The organism is Aeromonas sp. sia0103 (assembly GCF_963895295.1).
Classification (GTDB): domain Bacteria; phylum Pseudomonadota; class Gammaproteobacteria; order Enterobacterales; family Aeromonadaceae; genus Aeromonas; species Aeromonas encheleia.
Genome location: NZ_CAWQKG010000008.1, coordinates 1 through 23,270, shown reverse-complemented (window position 1 = coordinate 23,270; position 23,270 = coordinate 1). Strand labels below are relative to the sequence as shown.

The window sequence follows — 23,270 nt, the reverse complement described above, 5'->3', positions numbered from 1 at the left end:
TTTGCCTGGCGGCCATAGCGCCGTGGAACCACCTGATCCCATGCCGAACTCAGAAGTGAAACGCGGTAGCGCCGATGGTAGTGTGGCATTCGCCATGCGAGAGTAGGACACTGCCAGGCACCCAATTGAAGAAGCCCGCTCTCACGAGCGGGCTTTTTTATTGTCTGAAATTCAGGATTTCAGCGCTGATTTGTTTCTGAACCAGCCAATGCCCAAGTCATCTATTCCGCACAATGGCCCATTGTTTACCCACTTGTTCACCTTCTGACCCCTTTCCGATATCTGCTGCCACCGAGCTGCCGACCCTCATAGCGCCTGGCTATGCCTTCCATTTATGCTCACTATTGCCGTTATGGGGGAGTGACAAGGCGGGCTGGATCCATAGACTGTGAGTTTCATCGGCAAGGGAGCTGTGTATGTTGGGGATCCACGACCTAGCGTTGTTTATCGTATCTGGCTTGCTGTTGAACATGATGCCAGGGCCGGATTCCCTGCTCATCATGTTGCGCAGTGGCTCGCAGGGTTGGCGAGCGGGCTCGGTGGCGGCGCTGGGGATAGGGACGGGCACCATGGTGCACGTGCTGGCAGCGGCCCTGGGGCTGTCGGCTCTGCTGAGTACCTCGGCCGAACTGTTCGTGGTCATCAAGTTGATGGGGGCGCTCTATCTGGTCTATCTGGGGATTTCCCTGCTCAGGCAAGGCGCAACGCCCCCTGCGACGACCGAGCCCGCGGTGACGCTGCCAGCGCTCTCCTATGGGCGGATCTTCCGGCAAGGCCTGCTGACCAATGTGCTCAATCCCAAGGTGGCGCTCTTCTTCCTCGCCTTTGTCCCGCAGTTTATTGCCCCCAATGCGCCACAGAAGGCGCTGGCCTTTATCCTGCTGGGCTGCATCTTCAACCTCAACGGCATGATCTGGTGCCACCTGCTGGCCTTCTCGACCGCCTATGCGAGCCGCAGGGTGCGCCTGCCTGCCCGGTTGGGACGTTGGCTCAACCGCTTGATGGGGGGCTTGTTTGTCGGGCTCGGCATCAAGCTGGCGACGGAGTAAATTACGGCCATAGAAAAAGGCGTATCCCATCGCTGGAATACGCCTTCGTCTGCACTGCAGCAGGGCTGATCGGGAGATCAGTTCATGCCGTAACGCTTGAGTTTCTTGCGCAGGGTACCACGGTTGATGCCCATCATCACGGCGGCGCGAGTCTGGTTACCACGGGTGTACTGCATGATCACGTCCAGCATGGGCGCTTCGACTTCGGAGAGAACCATATCGTACAGATCAATCACTTCCTGACCGTTCAACTGGGCCAGGTAGTTACGCAGGGCCTGTTGCACAGAGTCACGCAGGGGGCGCTGGGTCGGCTCGGCAGCGTGATTGTGAGTAGTTGTTACCAATGCATCAGAAGTCAGGGTTTGTTCGAACATATTCGGTCGGCTCTTTAGTTATGCGAGTTATGCGTTAACCTAATCCATCGAAATACACTTCAAGTGCCGTCAGCTGTGCATCTGCACAATCCAGGGCATTGAAATGTTTACGGAATTCTCGGCCCGTCTCTTCTTCATCCAGATACCAGCCCACGTGTTTACGGGCAATGCGCGCTCCCAGATATGCACCGTAAAACTGGTGCAGGTTGGTAACATGCTCGTTCATCAGGGTGCGAACCTCTTCCCTGTCGGGAGGTGGCAGCTTGGTGCCCGTCTCAAGAAAATGACGGATTTCCCGGAAAATCCAGGGTCGTCCTTGCGCAGCACGGCCGATCATCACGGCGTCGACGCCGGTATAGTCGAGGACATACCGGGCCTTCTCCGGGCTGTCTATGTCGCCATTGGCGACAACAGGAATCGATACGGCCTGCTTAATCGCCCTGATAGTGTCGTACTCCGCTTCCCCCCGGTAGAGGCAGGAACGGGTACGACCATGCACGGCAAGGGCCGCGATACCGCAATCTTCGGCGATTCGGGCGATCTCCTCGCCATTGCGGTTATCCGGATCCCATCCTGTGCGGATCTTCAAGGTGACAGGCACCTCCACTGCATCCACCACGGCCCGGCAGATGGTTCTGACGAGATCGGGTTGGCGCAGCAGGGCGGAGCCTGCCAACTTCTTATTCACTTTTTTTGCAGGACAACCCATGTTGATGTCGACGATCTGAGCGCCCTGCTCCACGTTGTAGCGGGCGGCAAACGCCATCATCTCGGGGTCGGCTCCGGCAATCTGGACCGATCGCAGTCCGCTTTCGGCAGAGTGATCCATTCTCATCCTGGTTTTCTGGGTATCCCAGACATCCGGGTTGGCCAGCAGCATCTCGGAAACGGCCATGCCAGCGCCCAATCGTAAACAAAGTTCACGAAATGGTCGGTCTGTTACACCGGCCATGGGAGCCACAATCAAGGGAGTTTCAAGCGTGTGGGGACCTATCTGCATTCCACGGTTACCATCGGCTTAGGGCGGCGTATATTACGCATTTTTTAGTCAGGAGAAAAGGTTAGTATTTGAGCGTCAGCCACTTTTTTCTGAAAAAAACGTCGCGCCAAGGCTTGCAAATTCAGGAGTGCTTGAAAATCAGGCAGATTGTCCGGGAGCATACTCGGGGTCAAATGAGTGAGGGACTCATTCATTTGTCTGTCTCCCTCCGCTGCGGGTTTGCGTTATGATAGCGAGCCTGAATCGAGCAAAGGCTCCACACAATTTTATTACAAACAGAGATTGGGGATGTATGACGTCAAGGTTCATCAAATCGCTCTGTCCGTGCCTGCTGGGAGCCATGCTGGGCTCGGCCCAGGCGCAGACCGTCAGCTTCACCGAGGCCTGGAGCCGGGTCATCCAGCAGGATGACGGACTGGCGGCAGAGCAGGCCGGGGTGGAGCGGGCAGAGCAGTTGCGCGAGGCGGCCAAGGCCATGTACCTGCCCAAGGTAGACGTGGGGGCCAGCTACACCCACCTCGATCAGCCGATGGAACTCGATATGCTGGATCTGAACCCCATCGCCAATCACCCCGAATTTGGCAAGGTGCTGGGCCCCGTCATGCAGGCGCTCAACCTCAGCCCCAGCGACTTCGTCACCCCCCTGACCAAACAGAACGTGGTCACCAGCTCGGTCAAGATGCTGTGGCCGCTGTTCGTCGGCGGGCGTATCGATGCGGCCCAGGACATTCGCCAGGCCCAGGTGAGCGAGGCGCAACAGCTACTGGTGCTCAAGCAGCAGGCCAGCTTCGAGAGCCTCTCCCAGACCTACTTCGGGGTGGTGCTGGCGGCGCAGGTGGTGCAGACCAAGCAGGAAATCGAGCAGGGGCTGGCCCATCACCTGGATCATGCCCAAAAATTGGAGGCACAGGGCCAGATCGCCAGGGTCGAGCGGCTCTCCGCCCAGTCGGCCTATGACAGGGCCCGCATCGATACCCAGAAGGCGCGGCGCAGCCTGGAGATCGCCCAGCTGGCGCTCGGCCACATGCTCAAGATCAAGCAGGCGGAGCCCAACAGCCGGCTCTTCATCAACGAGAACATGCCGCAACTCGCTCCCTTCGTGCAGGAGACCCTGACGGTGCACCCCGGCCTCAAGCTGCTGGCGGCCAAGAAGGAGCAGGCGCAGGGGATGATCAAGCTGGAGAAGGGGAAGTACGCCCCCGAGCTGTTCCTGTTCGGCAACTACAACCTCTATGAAGATGACTCCATCGTCTCCAAGACCACGCCGGACTGGCTGGTCGGGGTCGGGGTCAGCATGCCGCTGGTGAGCCGTGATGGCCGCTCCGAGACGGTGCAGGCGGCCAAGAGTGCAGAGCTGCAGGTCAACCTGTTGCAGGCCAAGACCCGCCAGGATCTGGAGCTGCTGGTCGAGAAGACCTGGCGCGAGGCGGCGCAGGGGCTGGAGGAGTATCACTCCCTCTCCTCGACCCAGGCATTGGCCGAGGAGAACGTGCTGCTGCGGGACAAGGCGTTCGGCCAGGGGCTCTCCACCTCGCTGGATGTGGTGGATGCGCGCAACCAGCTGGCCGGGGTCAAGACCCAGCGCGCCGCCGCCGCCTATCAATACGTGATCTCCCTGGCCCGCCTGTTGGCGCTCTCCGGTCAGATGAACAGTTTCAATCAATATCAGCATGCTCAGGCGACAGAGGTGAATTCATGAGTCATCCCCCCATCAAGAAGAAGATGAGCCAGGGCAAGCCGCTGTTGTTGCCGCTGGCCCTGGTGCTGCTGGTCATCTGGCTGGGCTGGCGTTTCTGGCTGGCCTATCAGCCGGAGCCGGTGCGCCTGCAAGGCCAGATCGAGGCGCAGCAGTATTCGGTCTCCTCCAAGGTGGCGGGGCGCATCGACGAGGTGCTGGTGAAGAAGGGGGATCAACTGGCCAAGGGTCAGCTGGCATTCACCCTGGCCAGCCCCGAGATCGAGGCCAAGCTGAGCCAGGCCAAGGCCGGGCAGGCGGCGGCCGGTGCCATGGCGCAGGAGGCGGAGAAGGGGGCACGGGCCCAGCAGATCGCGGCGGCCAAGGATCAGTGGCAGCAGGCCAGGACGGCGGCCCAGCTTCATGGCAAGACCTATGAGCGGATCGCCAACCTGCACCGGGAAGGGGTGATGCCGCTGCAGAAGCGGGACGAGGCCTGGACCGCCTGGCAGGCGGCCAAATACAGCGAAGGCATGGCCTGGCAGCAGTATCAGATGACCCTGGAAGGGGCACGGGAGGAGACCAAGGTCGCGGCCCGCGAGCAGGCCAAGATGGCGGCAGGCGGGGTGGCCGAGGTGGAGGCCTATCTGGCCGACACCCGCATCGCCACCCCCCATGCCGGCGAGGTCGCGCAGGTGCTGCTGCGCAGCGGCGAGCTGGCACCGCAGGGCTTCCCCGTGGTGACCCTGCTCGACATGGAGGATGCCTGGGCCCAGTTCCATGTGCGCGAGGATCTGCTGCCCCGCTTCCAGGTCGGCACCGAGTTCGATGCCAGCCTACCCGGGTTGGGGGATCAAACGGTGCGCTTCAAGGTCACTCACGTGGCGATGATGGGGGACTTCGCCACCTGGCGTGCCACCGACACCCGCCAGGGCTTCGACATGAAGAGCTTCCAGGTGGAGGCGCGCCCCTTGCAACCGGTTGAAGGGTTGCGGGTCGGCATGAGCGTGCTGGTCGAACTCTGATGCGGCGCGAATGGCGGCTGCTGTGGCAGGATCCCTTCAGCCGGGCCCTGATAAGCTGGATCCCGTTGCTGCTGATCGGGCTGCTGTGCTGGATTTTCTCGGCCGGGCTGGCGCGGGATCTCAAGGTAGGTCTGGTGGATCTGGATCGCAGCGCGCTCTCCCGTCAGCTGGCGTTCTCGCTGGATGGCTCCGCCGGTCTGCGCCTGAGCGATCAGTTTAACTCCATCGACGAGGGGGCCAGGGCGCTGCGCGGCGGCGACGTCTATGCCCTGGTGGTGATCCCCGCCCATCTGGAGCGGGATGCGCGGCAGGGCACCCAGCCCAAGGTGACTGTGTTCAACAACGGCCAGTTCATCCTGATCGCCAAGCTGGTCAACGCGGCGCTGGCCCAGGTGGTCGGCACCCTCAACGGCCAGGTCGGCGTGCTGGCGGCCATAGCCGATGGCAAGGCGCTGCCCGGCGCCCTGGGGCAGTCCGTCCCCATCGCCAGCCAGGTCACGGCGCTCTACAACATCAACTCCAGCTACGCCCAGTTTCTGTTGAGTGCCCTGCTGCCGGCGGTGTGGCAGATCCTGGTGGTGCTCTATGGCATCAACGCCCTGGCCCGGGCCGATCGACTCGGTCTGGACTGGACCACGCAAGGGGTCTGGTTCGGCCTCTGGCGCACCCTGTTGCCTCATGTGCTCATCGGGTGGGTCTGGGGGCTGGCGTGGAGCCTGCTGCTGTTCAGGGCGCTTGGCTATCCCATGCAGGGGAGCTGGCTGGTGTTGACGCTGGGCCTGGGGCTGGCCTCGGCCGCCTGCGTCAGCATGGGCGCCTTCTTCTACGGCGTCATCCGGGATCCGGCCCGCGCCCTGTCGCTGGCGGGCGCCTACACGGCACCCGGCTTCGCCTTCATGGGGGTGACCTTCCCGGTCAGCGCCATGGGGGACTTCGCCCAGTTCTGGCGCAGCCTGCTGCCCATCTCCCATTATGTGGAGTTGCAGGTCGGGCAGGCGAACTACGGCCTGCCGCTCGATGCGGCCCTGCCCCAGTTCGGGGCCCTGCTGCTGTTCCTGCTGCCGCTGTTACTGGTGGTGCGGCGCTATCAACCGCAGGCCCAGGCCGCCCGCCAGCTGGCCGCTAAGGAGCCGGAACTATGATGGGTTTCTGGGATCTGGTGCGCCTCGAGCTGCGTACCCTGCTGGCGGACCGCGCCATCATGCTGACCCTGTTTGGCGGCGTGTTCTTCTACTCCTTCCTCTATCCGCAGCCCTATCTGCACCAGTTGCCCCGGGAAGAGGCGGTGGTGGTGGTCAACGATGATGGCAGTCAGCTTTCCCGTCAGCTGGAGTTCATGGCCGATGCGACGCCCCAGGTGAAACTGGTGGCGCGGGTCGGCAGCCTGGAGGAGGCCCGTCAGTGGCTGCTGACCGGCAAGGCGAGCGGGATCCTGCACATTCCTCGTCATTTCTACCGGGATCTGATGCTGGGCAAGAGTGTGACCCTGAGTTATGCCGGTGATGCCTCCTATTTCCTGGTCTATGGCACCATCGCCGAAGGGCTGGCCCAGGCGGGGGGCACCTTGGCGGCTGGGATCAAGGTGGCGCGTCTGCTCAGCCAGGGCGAGGCGCTGCCACAGGCGGCCATGGGCTGGAACGCGGTGGGGCTCAACGTGCTGCCGGTCTTCAACCCCAGCATGGGTTATGTGAACTACGTGGTGCCGGCGGTGTTTGTGCTGATCCTGCACCAGGTGCTGCTGATGGGAGCCAGCATCCTGGGGGCGACCCAGAACCAGCGCAGCGCGCGCGGGGAATCCGGCTACTGGCAGAAGGTGCCGGTGCTGCCCCTGCTGCTGGCCCGCACCCTGGTGCTGGGAGGGCTGTTCGTGCTGCCCGTGACCTATTTCTTCGGCTTTTGTTTCGACTACTACGGCATCGCCCGCACCGCCGCGCCGGCCGAGCTGTGGCTGTTCATCCTGCCCTTCCTGCTGGCGACCACCTTGCTGGGCATCGTGCTGGGGGCGCTGTTTACCCGTCGCGACCTGCCGACCCAGGTGGTGCTCGTCTCATCACTGCCGCTGGTCTTCCTCGCCGGTTTCATCTGGCCGCTGGAGCTGATCCCGACGCCGCTCAACTGGCTGGCCCAGTGGGCGCCGAGCACGCCGGCCATCGAGGGATTGCTGCGCCTGAACCAGATGGGGGCCGATTTTACTCAAGTGGCCCCTTACTGGTGGCAGCTGTGGGGCTTGACGCTGCTCAACGCTCTGCTCGCCTGCTGGTTGCTGGCGTGGCGCCAGCGGCAGGCCGCCGAGACCAAGATGGAAACGGTCAGCTGAGGCTGACCGTTTTTTTGGGCGGACGGGCTCAGCTGCGCTGCAGGTCGGGGTCGCCGATGGCGTAGATCTGGCCGAGATTCTGCTCGTCAGTGAGCAGTCGCAAACCCTGAATGGCCACATCCTGGCGTCTGACCAGACCGTGTACCTCTTTCCCCTGACTCAGCACGGCCTGGCCGGTGGCCTCGCCATCCTGCAGTCCCGCCGGCCGCAAGATGGTCCAGGCCAGCGTGCTGCTCTGCAGCCAGCTCTCGGCCAGGCTCTTCAAGCGTACCTCGTGACCGAAGGCCGTTCTGGCCCGCTCTGGCAGATATTGCCAGCTGTCGCCGCAGCCGAGCGAGGTCACCAGCAGCAGGCGCTCGAGCCCGGCCTGCTCCATTCCGTCTATCACATGGCGGTTGCCCTGATAGTCCACCGGCTGCGGCTGGCGAAAGCTGCCGAGGGTGGAGACCACTTGCGCCTCGTTGCCTGCCAGGATGCAGGCGCGAGTGACGGCAGCCGGATCCAGGGCATCCCCCTCGACGACCTCGACTCCCAGCGTGCGCAGCTCGGCCGCCGCCTCCGGGTTGCGAACCAGGGCCAGGACCCTGTGCCCCTGGCGCAGGGCCTGATCGGTGAAGGCGCGGCCCAGCCCGCGGCTGGCTCCGAAGATGAGTGTGGTTGGCATGAGAGATCTCCCTTGGACAAAAGGGCTAGCCTAGGGGCTCGACGGCGCTATGTAAATGAGAGTTGTTTCTATCTGTGAGGGGGCGGGGGGAAACGACGGGCCGGGCGTCGCTGACGCCGGCCCTTGGGGATCAGCCGTTGTAGTGACCTATGCTGGGGCGGCGGCTGGGGCCACTCAGGTGGATATCCACCGGATTGAACGCCTTGATCGCCTCGAAGCTGAAGTCGCCGATGGCCTGGTGCAGGCTCTGGGGGCTGTGGTTGGTGATGATGATGACGCTCTTGGAGAGGTTGCGACGACGGCGCAGCAGGTGGCCGAGGAAGCTGGACTGGCTCTCCGCCATCTTGGTGCGGTTGGCGGCCACCTCGTCGATGATCAGCAGATCCACCTCTTCCAGCGCGCGGCGGTACTGATTGCGTTCCTCCTGATCCTGGATCACGTTGAAGAACAGCCGGTCCACCACTGAGGCCCACTGCTGGAAGATCACCGATTTCTGGTGCAGGGCGATCAGCTCATGGGCCACGGCGCCCGCCAGGGTGGACTTGCCGGTGCCATAGTCACCGTAGATGAGCATGCAGCCGCCGCCGCTCTTCTCCCAGTGCTCGAAGCCGCTGATGAAGTAGCGGGCCGTCTCCATGGGGTATTGCAGCGCCGGATCGGTGGCGTCCATCTTGTCGAATATCCAGTCCGGGTTGAGGTCGGCCTGGGCGATCAGCTTCTGGATCCGCTCCTGGCGGGCCGTCTTCTGCAGCTCGCGCACCTCGGCGTTGGCCTTGGCGTCATACTCCTTGCGCAGGGTCTCGTAGTCGTACTGGCTGCCGCCGGTCTGGGCCTGCAGGCGGCGAATGCGCTCGAGCAGGCCGCCCACGTGCTGGCTCAGCTCGGGATCGTGGATACGGAGGTCCTGTTTGGCTTTCGCTTTGGCGATCCTCTGGCGCTTGGCCTCGATCTCCTCCAGCTCCTGGCGCAGGGGATCGTGCGGGTCAGTCATGGAAGGCTCCTTCTGCTGGGGCTGGGTTGGCAAGGGGCTAATAGTGCCTGTTGCGGGCGTCCGGGATCAATCATTATCCGGCTCCTGGGTCTGGGCCAGGCGCTTGGCCTCTTCGATCATCTCCTGTGCCCGCTTGCTCGGGCCAGACTCGGCGGGGGCAGGCGTGACCTGTTGATAGCCCGCCACCACCATCGGTTGACGGCGGGCGTAGCGGCGGCTCTTGAGGGCCCGGATAAACCTGAGCATCCACTGATGCTGGGAGTCGAACACCTCGGGGCGCCCCAGCCAGTAGGCGATGAATTCCCCCAGATCCTCTTCGTTGTAGCTGGCGTCGATCACCCCGCACAGGCGGGCGAGGGCGGGCAGCTCCTCATCCGGTCGCCACTGCAGGTGCATCTGGAACGGGCGCTCCGGTAGCGGGCTGCGTACCCGCTGGCTCAGCAACGGCAGCTGGAACGGGCTCTGATGGTAGTGCTCACTGTCGGGCTGGGCCTCGACCTGCAACAGCCCGGCCTCCATCAACTCGTCGAGCAGCTCGGTCAGCTGGCGGGCATTGACCTGGAAACAGAAGCCGCTGGGGTCGGTAGGATCCACCACCGCCAGCGCCCGACCCAGCTCGGGGTAGTTGAGCCTGGCCAGCTGATTTTCCAGCACCAATCTGCGCAGCTGCAGGGTGTAGAGGCTGCGGGCCGGGTGGGACAATCTGGGGTGGGCGAGGGCGCTGTATTCGGCTGGAGTCATGGTGTTCTTCACGGGCTGGAGTGGGGGCATTATCCCTCATGGCGGAGTCGCATACAATTCATGGCTGGCCGGCATGATGAGGCGGTGAGGCAATGGGGGCGCCCCCACCGGCTTGCGCTTGCCTGCGAGGGCCGCCGCTGATTGAGCCAGAAAATATTGGCGAAATAATTCGATAATTTCAAATGCTTGGAAAGCATCACCCCGGTTTCAGGTGACTGGCGGCGAGATCGGGCTGGCTAAATTGACCGCGCTTGGACTAGGCTTAATACTCAAATAACCGTTTGACTAATAAGAGCTTTGTCAAGATGTCAGAAGCCGGACTACGGATCTTGGTGGTGGAGGATGAGGCGGTTTTTCGCCATTCGCTGGTCACTTATCTCGAGCATGATGGGGCCTGTGTCTTTCAGGCCGAAGACGGGATCGAAGGCCTCTCCGCCGCCGCGTTATATCACCCCGATATCGTATTATGTGACCTGAACATGCCCAACATGGACGGACATGAGGTGATCGCCTGCCTGACCGCCCGCTATCCGGACGTGCCCGTCATCGTCATCTCTGGCCAGGACAAGATGGAATCGGTCGAGCGTGCGCTGCGGGCGGGCGCCAGGGATTTCTTCATCAAGCCGGTGTCCGACTACAGCCAGATCCGGCGCAGCATCGATCAGTGCCTGACGGGGAGCTTGCACCAGAGCCAGCAGCTGGAGCTGATGGATCACATCGATTTTTTCCGGGCTCACGACAGGGCCTCCAGCCGGTTGCTGGCCTGGCTGACACCACCGGGTCTGCAGGAGTGGGGCCCCTGGCAGGTGACCTTCGCCGGCATGGGTAACCTCTTCATTCCCGACACCTTCAAGCTGGATGACAAGCTGCTGGTGCTGGTGATGGAGCTGCCGCTGCTCGGGATGGACGCCGCCTTCTGCGGCGCCCTGGTGCGCTCCTTGATGAATGGGCCCTATCGCCAGTTCCAGCAGCAGGAGAGCCTGCTGCTGACCCAGCCGCACCGTCTGCTCGACTACCTGAATCTGCAATTGCTCGAATCGGGCCTGCGTCACTCCTTCGCCATGGCGGCGCTGCTGTTCGATCAGGAAGATGGGCTGGTATTTGCCAATGCGGGCCTCACCTCACCCCACTGGCTGATGCGCTCAGGAGGATTGCCGCTCGGACTGATGCGCAGCAGCCGCTACGCGCTGCACAGACGCAGCTGGCACGAGCCGTTCGAGCTGCAGTTTCGCAGCGATAGTGGCAGCGCCTTGAAGATGCAGGTTCGTCATCACTGACCCAGGAAGACGAAAACAAGGAGGGCGCCCACTGGGCGCCCTCCTTGTTTTATTCAGTCTTAACCGGTTAGGCGGTGGCAGACTGCAGTTTTTTGTCTTGCTCGTCGGACTCTTTGGCCGGACCCTCGGCACCGTGCATCCAGTAGACCAGGCGATTGGCCATGGTCAGCAGGATCAGCGCGCTGATCACGGCGGCGATGGCGATGCCGCCGAAGATGGCGATGGCACCGGACTCACCGACGAAGGAGCCGACGAAGCCGGCGATGTAGTTGGCCAGGGCGACGAAGCCGAACCAGGCACCCATCATCAGGGAGGCCAGACGCAGCGGTGCCAGCTTGGTCACCATGGAGAGGCCGATCGGAGAGAGGCAGAGCTCACCCAGGGTGTGGAACAGATAGGCACCGACCAGCCAGAACATGGAGGTCTTGACGGCCTGATCACCACCTTGCTCCAGCACGGCACCGATCATGAACAGGAAGCCCACGGCCAGGAACAGCAGACCCATGGCGAACTTCACCGGGGAGTTTGGCTCCTTGCTGCCGAGCTTGATCCAGATGGCCGCGACGATCGGGGCGAGCGTGATGATGAAGAAGGGGTTCAGGGATTGGAACCAGGCGGTCGGCACTTCGAAGCTGCCGATCATGCGGTCGGTATATTCCTGTGCGTACAGGTTCATCAGGCCACCGGCCTGCTCGAAGCCAGCCCAGAAGATGATGGTGAACAGACCCAGCACCAGGATGACCTTGATGCGATCCACTTCCTGCTTGGTCAGCGGCGCCTTCTGCTCCTTGGAGCGCTGCTCGGCGGCGCGTTGGGCGGCCGGCACACGGCCGATGTCACCCAGGAAACGCTGGGCCATGGTGGCCTGGACTACCAGGGAGAGCAGCATGCCGATACCGGCGCTGACGAAGGCAGCCTGCCAGCCATAGGCAGTGGCGGCGGCGCCGCAGATCACACCGGCCAGCAGGGAACCCAGGTTGATGCCCATGTAGAAGATGGTGAAGGCACCGTCACGGCGGTGGTCACCTACCTGATAGAGGTCACCCACCATGGTGGAGATGTTCGGCTTGAACAGGCCGTTACCCAGGATCAGCAAGCCAAGGCCCGCATAGAAGACGGTGTTGACCATGTCGGGGAACATGGCGTGCGGCAGGGCCAGGGTGAACTGACCGGCGGCCATCAGCACGGCACCAAACAGGATAGCGCGACGCTGACCCAGGAAGGTATCTGCCAACCAGCCACCGATGATCGGGGTGATGTAAACCAGACCGGTATAGATGCCATAAAGCTTGAGGGCGTCGGCTTGGGTCCAGCCCATGCCGCCATTGGCCGTCATGTCAGTCAGATAGAGGACGAGCACGGCACGCATGCCGTAATAGGAGAATCTCTCCCACAGTTCGGTACTAAAGAGCAAAAAAAGCCCTTTAGGGTGACCTAAAAAGGTCCCTTTGGACGGATTATTCATTGGAACTTCCACCTGTGTCTTATATTTTTTTAGGAATTTTATGCAAGGGCTAGGAACAAGCCTTATTCCTTATAAAACAAGCGTGATTGAATTACAATGAGAGGTTTTAGGGATAATTTATCTATCAATGGTTGAATATTTGTTTTTAAAATGAAAAATGGGCATCAAATGATGCCCAGTTCTTTATTCTATCAATGTCGTAAATATTCAGGTATTACAACTGTTTGACGAACTGCTTCAGCCAGGCAGTAAATTCACCATTCAGTTCCGAGTGACGCACTGCATATTCCACGTTGGCTTTCATATAACCCATCTTGCTGCCGCAGTCGTGGCTGCGACCCTTCATGAAGTAGGCGTTGACCTGTTCGTGTTCCATCAGCATGGCGATGGCGTCGGTCAGCTGGATCTCGTCACCGGCACCGGCGGGGGTCTTCTCCAGCAAGGGCCAGATGTTGGCGGAGAGCACATAGCGGCCGACCACGGCGAGGTTGGAGGGCGCCTCATCACGCGGCGGCTTCTCGACGATGGCCTGCATCGGCAGTGACATGCCGGCACTCAACGCCTCGCCCTTGATGTCGGCGATGCCATACTTGTCCACTTCGCTCTCGGGCACGGCCTCCACCATGATCTGGCTGATGTGCTCCTCCTCGAACAGGTGCACCATCTCCGCCAGGTTGTCCAGCTTGAGATTGCTGGCGACCTCGTCGATCAACACATCCGGCAGCAGCACGGCGAACGGCTGATCGCCGATCAGCGGGCGGGCGCAGAGCACGGCATGGCCCAGCCCTTTGGCCTCACCCTGGCGCACGTGCATGATGGTGACGTCCTTGGGACAGATGTGCTGTACCTCTTCCAGCAGTTGCCGCTTGACCCGCTTCTCCAGGGTTGCTTCCAGCTCGAAGCTCTTGTCGAAATGGTTCTCGATGGAGTTCTTGCTGGAGTGAGTCACCAGGATGATCTCCTTGATGCCGGCGGCGATGGCCTCGCGCACCACATACTGGATCAGCGGCTTGTCGACCACCGGCAGCATCTCTTTCGGGATGGCCTTGGTGGCGGGCAGCATGCGGGTACCCAGACCGGCGACGGGGAGAACGGCCTTGCGTACAACGAGCGGTGTCTTTTTCATGGAATGAGTCCAAAGGTACAAAGTGAGCTCATGATACCCGAAGAAAAATAGGGCAGCCACCGGCTGCCCTCATAACGAAACGGCTCTTGATCGGTTACTTGACGATAATCATGTCCCGATTCGCATCCAGGGTGGCTGGTCCTATGCCGCTTACCTCCGCCAGCTGATCCACTGAGGTGAACTTGCCCTGCTTCTCGCGATAGTCGACGATGGCCTGGGCCTTCTTCTCGCCGATCCCCTTCAGCTCCGCGAGTTCAGCGGCGCTGGCGGTGTTGAGGTTGATCTTGCCAACCTCCTTGGTGCTGGTGACGGTCGTGGCGGGCTTGGCCGCCGGCTTGTCGGCGGCGAGCACAGGCTGGCTCAGCAGGGGGAGTCCGCTCAGCAACAGGGCGGCGATCAGGGTCTTTAGGTTCATGGTTTCACGTCCTTGTCTGGTGCCGTATGGCTATAGAAAACTAGTCGAGCTGCGCCATTTTTTGTCTGTCATTTTTTACACTTTATAAGTCAGTGCAAACGGCTATAAGCCAGATAGAGCCGAAATAGGTACACTGGCTAACCATTTGAGTGAGATATCTTTTCTATGTTCTTACCCGCCATTTCCGATCTGGAGCCCATCGCCCGCGCCGCCGGTGAGGCCATCATGGCCATCTACCATCAGCCCTTCGCGGTGGAGTACAAGGCCGACGAGAGCCCGCTCACCGCCGCCGACAAGGGGGCCCATGAGGTGATAGTGCAGGCGCTGGCCAGATTGACGCCGACTATCCCGGTGTTGTCCGAGGAGTCAGATGCCGAGACGATGCAGGCCCGGCTCGGCTGGTCCCGCTACTGGCTGGTGGATCCGCTGGATGGCACCAAGGAGTTCGTCTCCCGCAACGGTGAGTTTACGGTGAACATCGCGCTGATCGACGATGGCAGGCCGGTCTGGGGCCTGGTCTATGCCCCCGTGCCCGACCGGCTCTGGTACGGCGGAAGGGGCCTGGGCGCCTGGCGCATCGACGGGGGGAGGACGGTGGCGATCAAGACTCGCCCCCATGCGGATGGACAAGCCTGGCGGGTGGTGGGCAGCCGCAATCACCTGTCCCAGGCCACCCTGGATTACCTGGCCCGCTTTGGTGACATAGCGCGGGGCGAGATAGAGCTGGTCTCCATGGGCAGTTCGCTCAAGTTCTGCATCATCGCCGAGGGGGACGCCGAGCTCTATCCGCGCCTCGCCCCCACCTGTGAATGGGATACCGGGGCGGCGCAGGCGGTGCTGGAGGGAGCGGGGGGCTCGGTGACCCGCCTCGATGGCTCAGCGCTCGAGTACAACAAGCCGGATATCCTCAATCCCTGGTTTGTGGCGCGGGCCTGATTGTCGCCGCCAGGGCGTGCAGAGGTAAAAGGCCGGACATTGTCCGGCCTTTTGCATTTTCTACCGCGGGTGCGAGTGGGTCTGAACTCAGAACACCTTCTTGTAGGGCTTGATGGTGACCCTGGCGCAGACGCCTGCCGCCACATAGGGATCGGCATCGGCCCAGGCCTTGGCCTCGGTCAGGCTGGTGAATTCGGCGATCACAGTGCTGCCGGTGAAGCCCGCATCGGCCGGATCCTCGGCGTCGATGGCCGGGTTGGGGCCGGCGGTCAGCAGGCGCCCCTCATCCTGCAGCGCCTGCAGACGGGCCAGGTGGGCGGGACGGGCCAATTTACGCTGGGGCAGGCTGCCCGCGGCGTCTTCGGAATAGATCAGATACCACATGAGAGAATCCTTTTCTGGTTGCGGTTATTTTTTCTGTTCTGCTTTCTGCTCGGCCGGCATGTGGCGATAGAGATAGACGCCGCTCAGCAGGGTGAACACCAGCGTCATGCCCAGCAGGCCAAACACCTTGAAGTTGACCCACATCTCTTGCGACAGGTTGAAGGCCACATAGAGGTTGAGCAGGCCGCAGGCGGCGAAGAAGCCGACCCAGCCGAGATTGACGTTGTCCCAGACGCGGTCGGGGGCCTGCAGCTCCTTGGCCAGCATCTGCTTGATGAGGTTCTTGCCAAAGCCGTAGCGGCTGATGAGTAGTGCGAGGGCAAACAGCACGTTGATGACGGTCACCTTCCACTTGATGAAGGTATCGTCATGGAAGAAGACGGTGAGGCCGCCGAAGAAGCCGACCAGCAGGAAGGTAAACAGCTGCATCTTCTCGACCTTGCGATAGCGCACCCAGCTGTAGAGCAGCTGCAGGCCGGTGACAGCGACCAGGGCGCCGGTGGCGGTATAGATGTCGTAGAACTTGTAGACGGCAAAGAACACGATCAGGGGAATAAATTCAATAAACTGCTTCATGCTGGGCTCATTAACCTCAAAATTTCACTCAGTGTACCTGCCCGTTAGGCAACGGCAAATGAATAAGACCATCCGGATTGCCGTCGGTTCCACTCTATTTTTACGCCAGATCCAGACCCGCCACCGGCGGTTGTCAGGGTCGCGCCTGGGGTCGGCGATTTAGTCAGGCGGTCGCGTCAAACAGCTGGCTGGCGACGGCCTGGCCCAGCCGCCGCTGATCCGCCAGCAGCTCGCGAATGTGCCGCGCCTCGATCAAGGGGTTGAGCAGCACGGCGCGCAGCAGGGTGAGCGGCTGGCTGCCATAGCGCCCCACCGCCCGCTGGGTGCGGGAGACGAAGCTGTGGCCCTCGGCCCGCTGCGCCTTCTGCAGCGCCACGTTGAAGGCGTTGATCTGCTCGTTGGCCGCCTCATCCAGCACTTGGCCTTGCAGGTGCGGTGGAATGCAGCGGTAAGAGAGCAGGTTCATCACCGGCGCCGACATCAGCTCGAAGGCCGGATCGGCCTCGATCAGCTCGGCCATCAGCCGTGCCCTGTCGTAGTTGGCCTCGATGAGCGCGGCATAACCCTGTTGGCCCAGCAGCTGGAAGGCGGCATCCAGATAGAGCGCATTGGCGGGGCGGGTGCCCTCCAGGGTGAAGCGGCCCTGATCGAAGGAGCTGGCGCGGATGGCGTAGGGGGCCTCCCGCTTGACCGTCATCATCAGATCCGGCTGGCGGCAGAGCAGCATGCCGGTACCGAGCGGTACCAGCAGCTGCTTGTGGCCGTCCAGGGTCACGGTGTCGGCCTGCTCTATCCCCGCCAGCAATTCCTGATAGCGGGGGGAGTAGAGGGTCGGGCCGCCCCAGGCGGCATCCACATGCAGGTGGACTCGCTCGCGGGTCGCGATGGCCGCGAGCTCGGGCAGGGGATCGATGGAGCCAAAATCCGTGCTGCCGGCGACGCCGACCAGGGCCAGCACCTTGAGCTTCTGTGCCTTGCACTGGGCCAGCGCGGTCTCGAGGGCCGCGATGCTGAGCCTGTTGTCGGCATCGGTATCGAGCCGCCAGACGTTGCCGGCGCCCAGCCCCAGCAGATCCATGCCCTTGTCGAAGGAGTAGTGCATCAGCCGCGAGCCCAGGATCACGGCGCCGCGGTAGCCCTGCTCGTAGAGGGCGAACAGGTTGTCGCCGCAGGCCCGGTTGCGGGCCAGCCAGAGGGCGGTGACGTTGGCGATGGTGCCGCCGCTGGTCATGACGCCGAGGGCCGCATCCTTGGCATGCATCTGCGCCTCGTAGAAGTCATCCTCCTCGCGATAGATGAGGCGGTGCAACTTGGCCAGCACCTCCCGCTCCAGGAAGCTGAGCAGGCGGGAGGACTCCATCTTCATCGGATTCTGGTTGAGCATCACCAGCAGGCGGGAGAGCTCGGCGGTGAAGGCCGGTAACGGCGCCGTCATGTGTCCCATGTAGCGTGGGGAGGTGAGGTGGGAGGCGCCGGGCACCAGGGTGGCCAGCCGCGCCAGATAGGCTTGGGTGCTCATGCCCGCGGCGGGCATGCGGGACTGATCGAGCTGATGGACGAAGTGATCGCGCTGGTAGGGAGCCTGACTGTCATCCGAGTGATGGAAGGTCTCCAGCAGGGCCGTCATGGCCTGGCCGAAGGCAGGATCCGGTTGTGTAAAGAGTTCAGTCAGCTTCATCAGGTTCTCCAGACCAGGGTGCCGGGCAGACGCGGCCAGGCTTGTGCGTCGGCCGCAGAGCATACACCAAAGGGGCAGGGGGGGCAGCCCTCTCCTGGCGACGGCGAGTCCCTGGCAGGCAGCGCCTTTATTTTTGAGCTAACACTTGTAGCCTGAAATCAGGGCCGCTAGAGTGAGCCGAATCTGAACAGGAGTTTCTGATGAGTGATGTGACGGGTTATTCCCCACGGGAGGAGTGGGCCAACCGCCTCAGCCACGGGCTGGGGCTGCTGCTGGGGATCCTCGGTCTGATCCTGCTGCTGCACAAGGGCTGGGATCAGGGCCCCCAGGCGCTGCTGAGCTACGGCCTCTATGGCGCCAGCCTGGTCCTGCTCTACCTCGCCTCGACGCTATACCACAGCATGGGTTCGGGGGCAGCGAGGCGCTGGTGCAAGGTGTTCGATCACTGCGCCATCTACCTGCTGATCGCCGGCACCTATACCCCCTTCCTGCTGGTGGCGCTCGATACCCCGCTGGCCCAGGGGCTGATGGTGGTGATCTGGGCACTGGCCCTGGCCGGGGTGGTGTTCAAGCTGCTCTTCATCAACCGTTTCAAGCGCCTGTCCCTGTTCACCTACCTGATGCTGGGCTGGCTGTCGCTGGTGGTCATCTATCAGCTCTACCTCCACCTGGCGGGAGAGGGGCTGCTGCTGCTGGGGATAGGCGGGCTCATCTACAGCCTGGGTGTCATCTTCTACGTGGCGAAGCGGATCCCCTATAACCATGCCATCTGGCACCTGTTCGTGCTGGGGGGCAGCCTCTGTCACTTCGCGGCCATCTATGGCTACGTCTAACCCTTAGTTGGTATTCCTTGGCGTACGAAAGCCTCAATTCGTGCGGCATCACACAGTTGGCCCCCGCATTTGCTGACAAGCTAGGGACAGTTCGGCTTGCAAAGGATGCACACAATGAGTGAGATCGCGCTTTCCATCAGCATGTTGTCGCTGGTGGCGGTGCTGGGACTCTGGCTGGGGAACTGGCGGGTCTATGGCGTGGGGTTGGGGATCGGCGGGGTGCTGTTTGGCGGCATCATAGTGGGTCACTTCGCAGGCCTGTCCGGCTTGCAGTTAAATGAGCAAACACTTCATTTTATTCAAGAATTTGGCCTGATCCTGTTCGTTTACACGATCGGTATCCAGGTCGGTCCGGGTTTCTTCTCCTCCCTGCGCAGCTCGGGGCTCAAGCTCAATGGCTTCGCCGCCCTGCTGGTGCTGCTCGGCTGCGTGGTGGCGGCGGCCCTGCATCAGCTGTTCGATGTGCCGCTGCCGGTGATCCTCGGGGTCTTCTCCGGCGCCGTGACCAATACCCCTTCGCTGGGGGCCGGCCAACAGATCCTGGCCGAGCTCGGGGCCGATCCGGATATGACCGGGCTGATGGGCATGGGTTATGCGGTGGCCTACCCGTTCGGGATCTGCGGCATCCTGCTCACCATGTGGCTCATTCGCATGTTCTTTCACATCAAGATCGACGAAGAAGCGGCCGCGTTCGAGCAACAGGCGGGCAAGACCAAGGAGAGCCTGCAGACCATCAACATCGCGGTGCGCAACCCCAATATGCATGGCCTGATGTTGCGCGAGATCCCGAGCCTGGACGAGGCCGACGTGATCTGCTCCCGCCTCAAGCGCGACGATGAGCTGATGGTGCCTAATCCGGACTCACGCATCCAGCTCGGCGATCTGCTGCACCTGGTCGGCGAGCGCCATGCCCTGCACAAGGTGCTGCTGGTACTGGGGGAGGAGGTGGAGACCTCGCTCTCCACCCGGGGCACCGAGCTGCGGGTCGAGCGGGTGGTGGTCACCAACGAGCAGGTGCTCGGCAAGCGGATCCGGGATCTCGACATCAAGCAGAAATACGATGTGGTCATCTCTCGGCTCAATCGGGCCGGCATCGAGCTGGTGCCGACCAGTCAGACCAGCCTGCAGTTTGGCGACATCCTCAATCTGGTGGGCCGGCTCGAGGCCATCGAGGCCGTGACCAGCGTGGTCGGCAACGTGCAGCAGAAGCTGCAGCAGGTGCAGATGCTGCCGGTGTTCATCGGTATCGGCCTTGGGGTGCTGCTCGGTTCCATTCCCTTCTACCTGCCGGGCTTCCCGGCGGCGTTGAAACTGGGGCTGGCGGGGGGGCCGCTGGTGGTGGCGCTGATCCTGTCGCGCATCGGCAGCATCGGCAAGCTCTACTGGTTCATGCCGCCGAGCGCCAACCTGGCGCTGCGCGAGATCGGCATAGTGCTGTTCCTGGCGGTGGTGGGATTCAAGTCCGGGGCCGGCTTCATCGACACCCTGATCAACGGCGATGGTCCGGCCTGGATGATGTACGGCATGGCGATCACCCTGATCCCGCTGCTGGTGGTCGGGGTGCTGGCGCGCCACTATGGCAAGCTCAACTACCTCACCCTGTGCGGTCTGCTGGCGGGCTCCATGACGGATCCTCCCGCCCTGGCCTTCGCTAACGGCATGCACCCCACCAGCGGGGCCAGTGCCCTGTCCTATGCCACCGTCTATCCGCTGGTGATGTTCCTGCGGATCATCTCGCCCCAGCTGCTGGCCATCCTGCTCTGGGCCGGGGTCTGAGCACCCATCTGACGGGAACCCTCATTGGGGTTCCCGTCTCCATTGGCCCCAGTCAATATTATTGATTTAATTAATTTTATTCCTCGCAGTTCACCCTTCGGTTTCTAAGCCTAATTCAGTCTCAAAGTGGTCTATCCGTTCGAATTTTCTCACTGGTTTATGGTCGGGTTCGCGGGCACATTAGACGCTGGAAATTTTTGCCCATTGGTATTCAGGAGAAAGCATGAGCAGCCACAACATCGTATTGGATCAGGACGTCGTCGTTACCCAGCTGAAAGGCAAAGTCTATCTGGTTGCAGCGGATGGGAGCCAAACACTGCTGACCGAAGGCGATGTGCTTCCCAAGGATGCGGTGGTGCTCAGCCCGGATGGGGCCAGCTTCCAGGGGGGCAGCGAGACCTTCACCCTGAGCCCGACCAAGGAGCTCGAGCCGGCCGCGGATGATGCCTCCTTGCTGACGCAGAACGGGCCGGCGGGGACTCCTGATGATGTGGCTGCCTTGCAGCAGGCCATACTGGCAGGCACAGATCCGACCCTGGCCTTTGAGGCTTCAGCCGCCGGCGGGGCACCGGCTGCGGGCAACATCGGTGGTGTCGAGGGTTCCAGTGGCAATGGCGGCTTCGTCAGCATCGACCGGACCGGGGATGTGACCATCGCCGCCGCTGGCTTCGATACCGCCAACCCGGACGAGGTCGGTGTCATTGCCGAGGCGCGGGGTGGAGAGGACGAGAACGCCGACCTCACGGCGCCCGTCATCACGGTGTCGGCACCGGACAACACCAACGACAACACCCCGACGCTGACGGGGACCACGGATGCCGATCCCGGCAGCACAGTGACCCTGCTGGTCACCGATGCCGGTGGCAAGCAGCAGACCCTGATCACCACGGTCAAGCCGGATGGCACCTTCAGCGTGGATGTCGTCACCCCGCTGACCGACGGTGGCTACACGGTGACGGCCTCAGTGACCGATCCCTACGGCAATACCGGCACCGCCACCGATGATGGCAGCGTGGACGGCACGGCGCCTTCTGCACCGCTGGTGGACATTCAGGATGGCGCGGACAACGTCATCTCCGCCAATGAGCGGGAGCATGGGGTGGATGTCATCATCCACCTGCCTGCCGACGCCAAGGCGGGCGATCGCCTCGATGTGGACTGGAATGGTGATGGCGTGCCTGACAGCAGCTCCATCCTGACCACAGATGACATCAACAAGGCTCAGGTCAATCTGACCATCCCCACGACCGATCTGCCGATCAACGGCCCTATCTCGGTTGATGCCACCCTGACCGATCCGGTGGGCAATACCTCGCCCAAAGGCACCGACAACAGCATAGTGAACGCCCCACCCTCGCCCGTGAATGATCAGTTCAGCGTGGCGGAGGATGGCACAGTCACCATCAATGTGACCGGCAACGATACCGATGTCGACGGCGATCGCCTGACCATCAACGCCATCAACGGCCAGACCATCGCCGAAGGCGGCTCCGTGGCCATCGACAATGGCACCGTGACCCTCAGCAATGGCCAGCTGGTCTTTACGCCTGCACCAGATTTCAATGGCAGCATCTCCTTCGAATACACCATTACCGACGGCTTGCACAACGCTACCGCAGGGGTGACAGGTACGGTCACCGGCGTGAACGATGCGGCCGTGATCAGCGGTGCCGACCACGGCGCGGTGCTGGAAGACGAGAGCAAACCGACCCTGACCGAAACTGGCAGCCTGACCCTGACCGACGTGGACGGGGCGGACGAGGCCGAGTTCAAGCCGGGTGTGGGCACCCCGAGTGCCGGCGCCCTGGGTCAGCTGGAGATCGATGCGGCTGGCAAGTGGAGCTATGAAGTCGCCAACAGCAAGGTGCAGTACCTGGGCCAGGGCGAGACCAAGGTCGAGACCTTCGTGGTTGAGAGCCTGGATGGCACCAGCTACGAGGTGGTCATCACAATCACCGGCACCAACGATCTGCCGGTGATTGCCGGCGACGACCACGGCGCGGTGCTGGAAGATGAGAGCAAGCCGACCCTGACCGAAACTGGCAGCCTGACCCTGACCGACGTGGACGGGGTGGACGAGGCCGAGTTCAAACCGGGCCTGGGCGCGCCGAGTGCCGGCGCCCTGGGTCAGCTGGAGATCGATGCGGCTGGCAAGTGGAGCTATGAGGTCGCCAACAGCAAGGTGCAGTACCTGGGCGCGGGCGAGACCAAGGTCGAGACCTTCACCGTACAGAGCCTGGATGGCACCAGCCACACCGTGACCATCACCATCACCGGCGTCAATGACGGTGCCGAGATCAAGGGTGATGACAGCGGTGCGGTGACCGAAGACCTGAACGTGGTCAGCGGTAACCTGACCGAGACCGGCAGCCTGACCCTGACCGACGTGGACGGGGCCGACGAGGCTGAGTTCAAACCGGGTGTGGGTACCCCGAGTGCCGGCGCCCTGGGTCAGCTGGAGATCGATGCGGCTGGCAAGTGGAGCTATGAAGTCGCCAACGACAAGGTGCAGTACCTGGGCGAAGGCGAGACCAAGGTCGAGACCTTCACCGTACAGAGCCTGGACGGCACCAGCCACACCGTGACCATCACCATCACCGGCGTCAATGACGGTGCGGTGATTGTGGGTGATGACAGCGGTGCGGTGCTGGAAGACGAGAGCAAACCGACCCTGACCGAGAGCGGCAGCCTGACCCTGACCGACGTGGACGGGGCCGACGAGGCCGTGTTCAAACCGGGTGTGGGCGCGCCGAGTGCCAATGCCCTGGGCAGCCTGACCATCGATGCGGCTGGCAAGTGGAGCTATGAGGTTGCCAACGACAAGGTGCAGTACCTGGGCCAGGGCGAGACCAAGGTCGAGACCTTCACCGTACAGAGCCTGGATGGCACCAGCCACACCGTGACCATCACCATCACCGGCGTCAACGACGGTGCGGTGATTGTGGGTGATGGCAGCGGTGCGGTGACC

General features: G+C 62.2%; 21 protein-coding genes and 1 rRNA gene. 11 read left to right on the top strand and 11 right to left on the bottom strand.

Annotation, left to right across the window (positions count from 1 at the left end; translation table 11 throughout):
- The first annotated feature begins 4 nt into the window (after positions 1-4).
- Positions 5-119, top strand: a 5S ribosomal RNA gene (gene rrf, locus AACW18_RS02620).
- A gap of 297 nt (positions 120-416) precedes the next feature.
- Positions 417-1,049 (top strand): LysE family translocator, encoded by a 633-nt coding sequence (locus AACW18_RS02615; RefSeq protein ID WP_218390078.1) that lies wholly within the window; start codon positions 417-419, stop codon positions 1,047-1,049.
- A 77-nt stretch (positions 1,050-1,126) separates the two neighbouring features.
- Here AACW18_RS02615 and fis read toward each other — a convergent pair whose 3' ends face one another.
- Positions 1,127-1,423: a DNA-binding transcriptional regulator Fis gene (gene fis / locus AACW18_RS02610; RefSeq protein ID WP_005309538.1), complete on the bottom strand. Its 297-nt coding sequence runs from the start codon at positions 1,421-1,423 to the stop codon at positions 1,127-1,129.
- A gap of 34 nt (positions 1,424-1,457) precedes the next feature.
- The gene (gene dusB / locus AACW18_RS02605) at positions 1,458-2,423 is read right to left on the bottom strand and encodes a tRNA dihydrouridine synthase DusB (RefSeq protein WP_042655054.1); all 966 of its coding nucleotides are present in this window, start codon (positions 2,421-2,423) and stop codon (positions 1,458-1,460) included.
- A gap of 292 nt (positions 2,424-2,715) precedes the next feature.
- Here dusB and AACW18_RS02600 point away from each other — a divergent pair, with 292 nt between their 5' ends.
- Genes AACW18_RS02600 through AACW18_RS02585 form a run of 4 tightly spaced genes read left to right on the top strand, consistent with a single transcriptional unit; the run spans position 2,716 to position 7,440 of the window.
- The gene (locus AACW18_RS02600; RefSeq protein ID WP_256352020.1) at positions 2,716-4,122 is read left to right on the top strand and encodes a TolC family protein; all 1,407 of its coding nucleotides are present in this window, start codon (positions 2,716-2,718) and stop codon (positions 4,120-4,122) included.
- Entirely contained in the window at positions 4,119-5,123 is a 1,005-nt protein-coding gene (locus tag AACW18_RS02595; RefSeq protein WP_081966256.1) for an HlyD family secretion protein, read from the top strand. Before AACW18_RS02600 ends, AACW18_RS02595 begins: the two co-directional genes overlap by 4 nt.
- Positions 5,123-6,265 carry an ABC transporter permease gene (locus AACW18_RS02590; protein WP_218390077.1) on the top strand — a complete coding sequence of 381 codons (1,143 nt, stop codon included), beginning with the start codon at positions 5,123-5,125 and terminating at the stop codon, positions 6,263-6,265. The genes AACW18_RS02595 and AACW18_RS02590 overlap by 1 nt, the downstream gene beginning before the upstream one ends.
- Positions 6,262-7,440, top strand: coding sequence for an ABC transporter permease (locus AACW18_RS02585; RefSeq protein ID WP_218390076.1), 1,179 nt, complete (start codon positions 6,262-6,264; stop codon positions 7,438-7,440). The genes AACW18_RS02590 and AACW18_RS02585 overlap by 4 nt, the downstream gene beginning before the upstream one ends.
- Positions 7,441-7,468: 28 nt before the next feature.
- Here AACW18_RS02585 and AACW18_RS02580 read toward each other — a convergent pair whose 3' ends face one another.
- The 3 genes from AACW18_RS02580 to AACW18_RS02570 form a co-directional block, all read right to left on the bottom strand.
- Positions 7,469-8,104 (bottom strand): NAD(P)-dependent oxidoreductase, encoded by a 636-nt coding sequence (locus AACW18_RS02580; RefSeq protein ID WP_218390075.1) that lies wholly within the window; start codon positions 8,102-8,104, stop codon positions 7,469-7,471.
- Positions 8,105-8,234: 130 nt separating this feature from the next.
- A complete protein-coding gene (locus AACW18_RS02575) occupies positions 8,235-9,095 on the bottom strand; it encodes a DnaA ATPase domain-containing protein (protein ID WP_033132261.1) in 861 nt (286 codons plus the stop codon).
- 66 nt (positions 9,096-9,161) lie between these two features.
- Positions 9,162-9,836, bottom strand: a complete 675-nt coding sequence (locus AACW18_RS02570) for a DnaT-like ssDNA-binding domain-containing protein (protein WP_042655071.1) — start codon at positions 9,834-9,836, stop codon at positions 9,162-9,164.
- Positions 9,837-10,141: 305 nt separating this feature from the next.
- On the opposite strand from AACW18_RS02570, the gene AACW18_RS02565 reads away from it, so the two are divergent.
- Positions 10,142-11,113 carry a response regulator gene (locus tag AACW18_RS02565; protein ID WP_218330223.1) on the top strand — a complete coding sequence of 324 codons (972 nt, stop codon included), beginning with the start codon at positions 10,142-10,144 and terminating at the stop codon, positions 11,111-11,113.
- Positions 11,114-11,180: 67 nt separating this feature from the next.
- Here AACW18_RS02565 and AACW18_RS02560 read toward each other — a convergent pair whose 3' ends face one another.
- From AACW18_RS02560 to AACW18_RS02550, 3 genes are all read right to left on the bottom strand, one after another.
- Positions 11,181-12,578 (bottom strand): peptide MFS transporter, encoded by a 1,398-nt coding sequence (locus AACW18_RS02560; RefSeq protein ID WP_218390074.1) that lies wholly within the window; start codon positions 12,576-12,578, stop codon positions 11,181-11,183.
- A gap of 214 nt (positions 12,579-12,792) precedes the next feature.
- The gene (gene galU, locus AACW18_RS02555; RefSeq protein WP_218292823.1) at positions 12,793-13,704 is read right to left on the bottom strand and encodes a UTP--glucose-1-phosphate uridylyltransferase GalU; all 912 of its coding nucleotides are present in this window, start codon (positions 13,702-13,704) and stop codon (positions 12,793-12,795) included.
- Between the two features lie 94 nt (positions 13,705-13,798).
- Positions 13,799-14,119 carry a ComEA family DNA-binding protein gene (locus AACW18_RS02550; RefSeq protein WP_218390073.1) on the bottom strand — a complete coding sequence of 107 codons (321 nt, stop codon included), beginning with the start codon at positions 14,117-14,119 and terminating at the stop codon, positions 13,799-13,801.
- Positions 14,120-14,284: 165 nt separating this feature from the next.
- Here AACW18_RS02550 and cysQ point away from each other — a divergent pair, with 165 nt between their 5' ends.
- Positions 14,285-15,055: a 3'(2'),5'-bisphosphate nucleotidase CysQ gene (cysQ, locus tag AACW18_RS02545; protein ID WP_218390072.1), complete on the top strand. Its 771-nt coding sequence runs from the start codon at positions 14,285-14,287 to the stop codon at positions 15,053-15,055.
- Between the two features lie 87 nt (positions 15,056-15,142).
- On the opposite strand, the gene AACW18_RS02540 is transcribed toward cysQ, so the two are convergent.
- The 3 genes from AACW18_RS02540 to AACW18_RS02530 form a co-directional block, all read right to left on the bottom strand.
- Positions 15,143-15,439, bottom strand: coding sequence for a YciI family protein (locus AACW18_RS02540; RefSeq protein ID WP_042655064.1), 297 nt, complete (start codon positions 15,437-15,439; stop codon positions 15,143-15,145).
- Between the two features lie 24 nt (positions 15,440-15,463).
- Positions 15,464-16,015, bottom strand: coding sequence for a septation protein A (locus tag AACW18_RS02535; RefSeq protein WP_042655065.1), 552 nt, complete (start codon positions 16,013-16,015; stop codon positions 15,464-15,466).
- Between the two features lie 163 nt (positions 16,016-16,178).
- A complete protein-coding gene (locus AACW18_RS02530; protein WP_218390071.1) occupies positions 16,179-17,693 on the bottom strand; it encodes an aminotransferase class V-fold PLP-dependent enzyme in 1,515 nt (504 codons plus the stop codon).
- Between the two features lie 200 nt (positions 17,694-17,893).
- Between AACW18_RS02530 and trhA the strand changes: the two genes are divergently transcribed.
- The 3 genes from trhA to AACW18_RS02515 all read left to right on the top strand — a co-directional run.
- Entirely contained in the window at positions 17,894-18,526 is a 633-nt protein-coding gene (gene trhA / locus AACW18_RS02525; RefSeq protein ID WP_042655067.1) for a PAQR family membrane homeostasis protein TrhA, read from the top strand.
- 114 nt (positions 18,527-18,640) lie between these two features.
- The gene (locus AACW18_RS02520; protein WP_042655068.1) at positions 18,641-20,302 is read left to right on the top strand and encodes a putative transporter; all 1,662 of its coding nucleotides are present in this window, start codon (positions 18,641-18,643) and stop codon (positions 20,300-20,302) included.
- A gap of 223 nt (positions 20,303-20,525) precedes the next feature.
- On the top strand, positions 20,526-23,270 hold a 2,745-nt coding region (locus tag AACW18_RS02515; protein ID WP_218390070.1), incomplete at its 3' end, for a retention module-containing protein.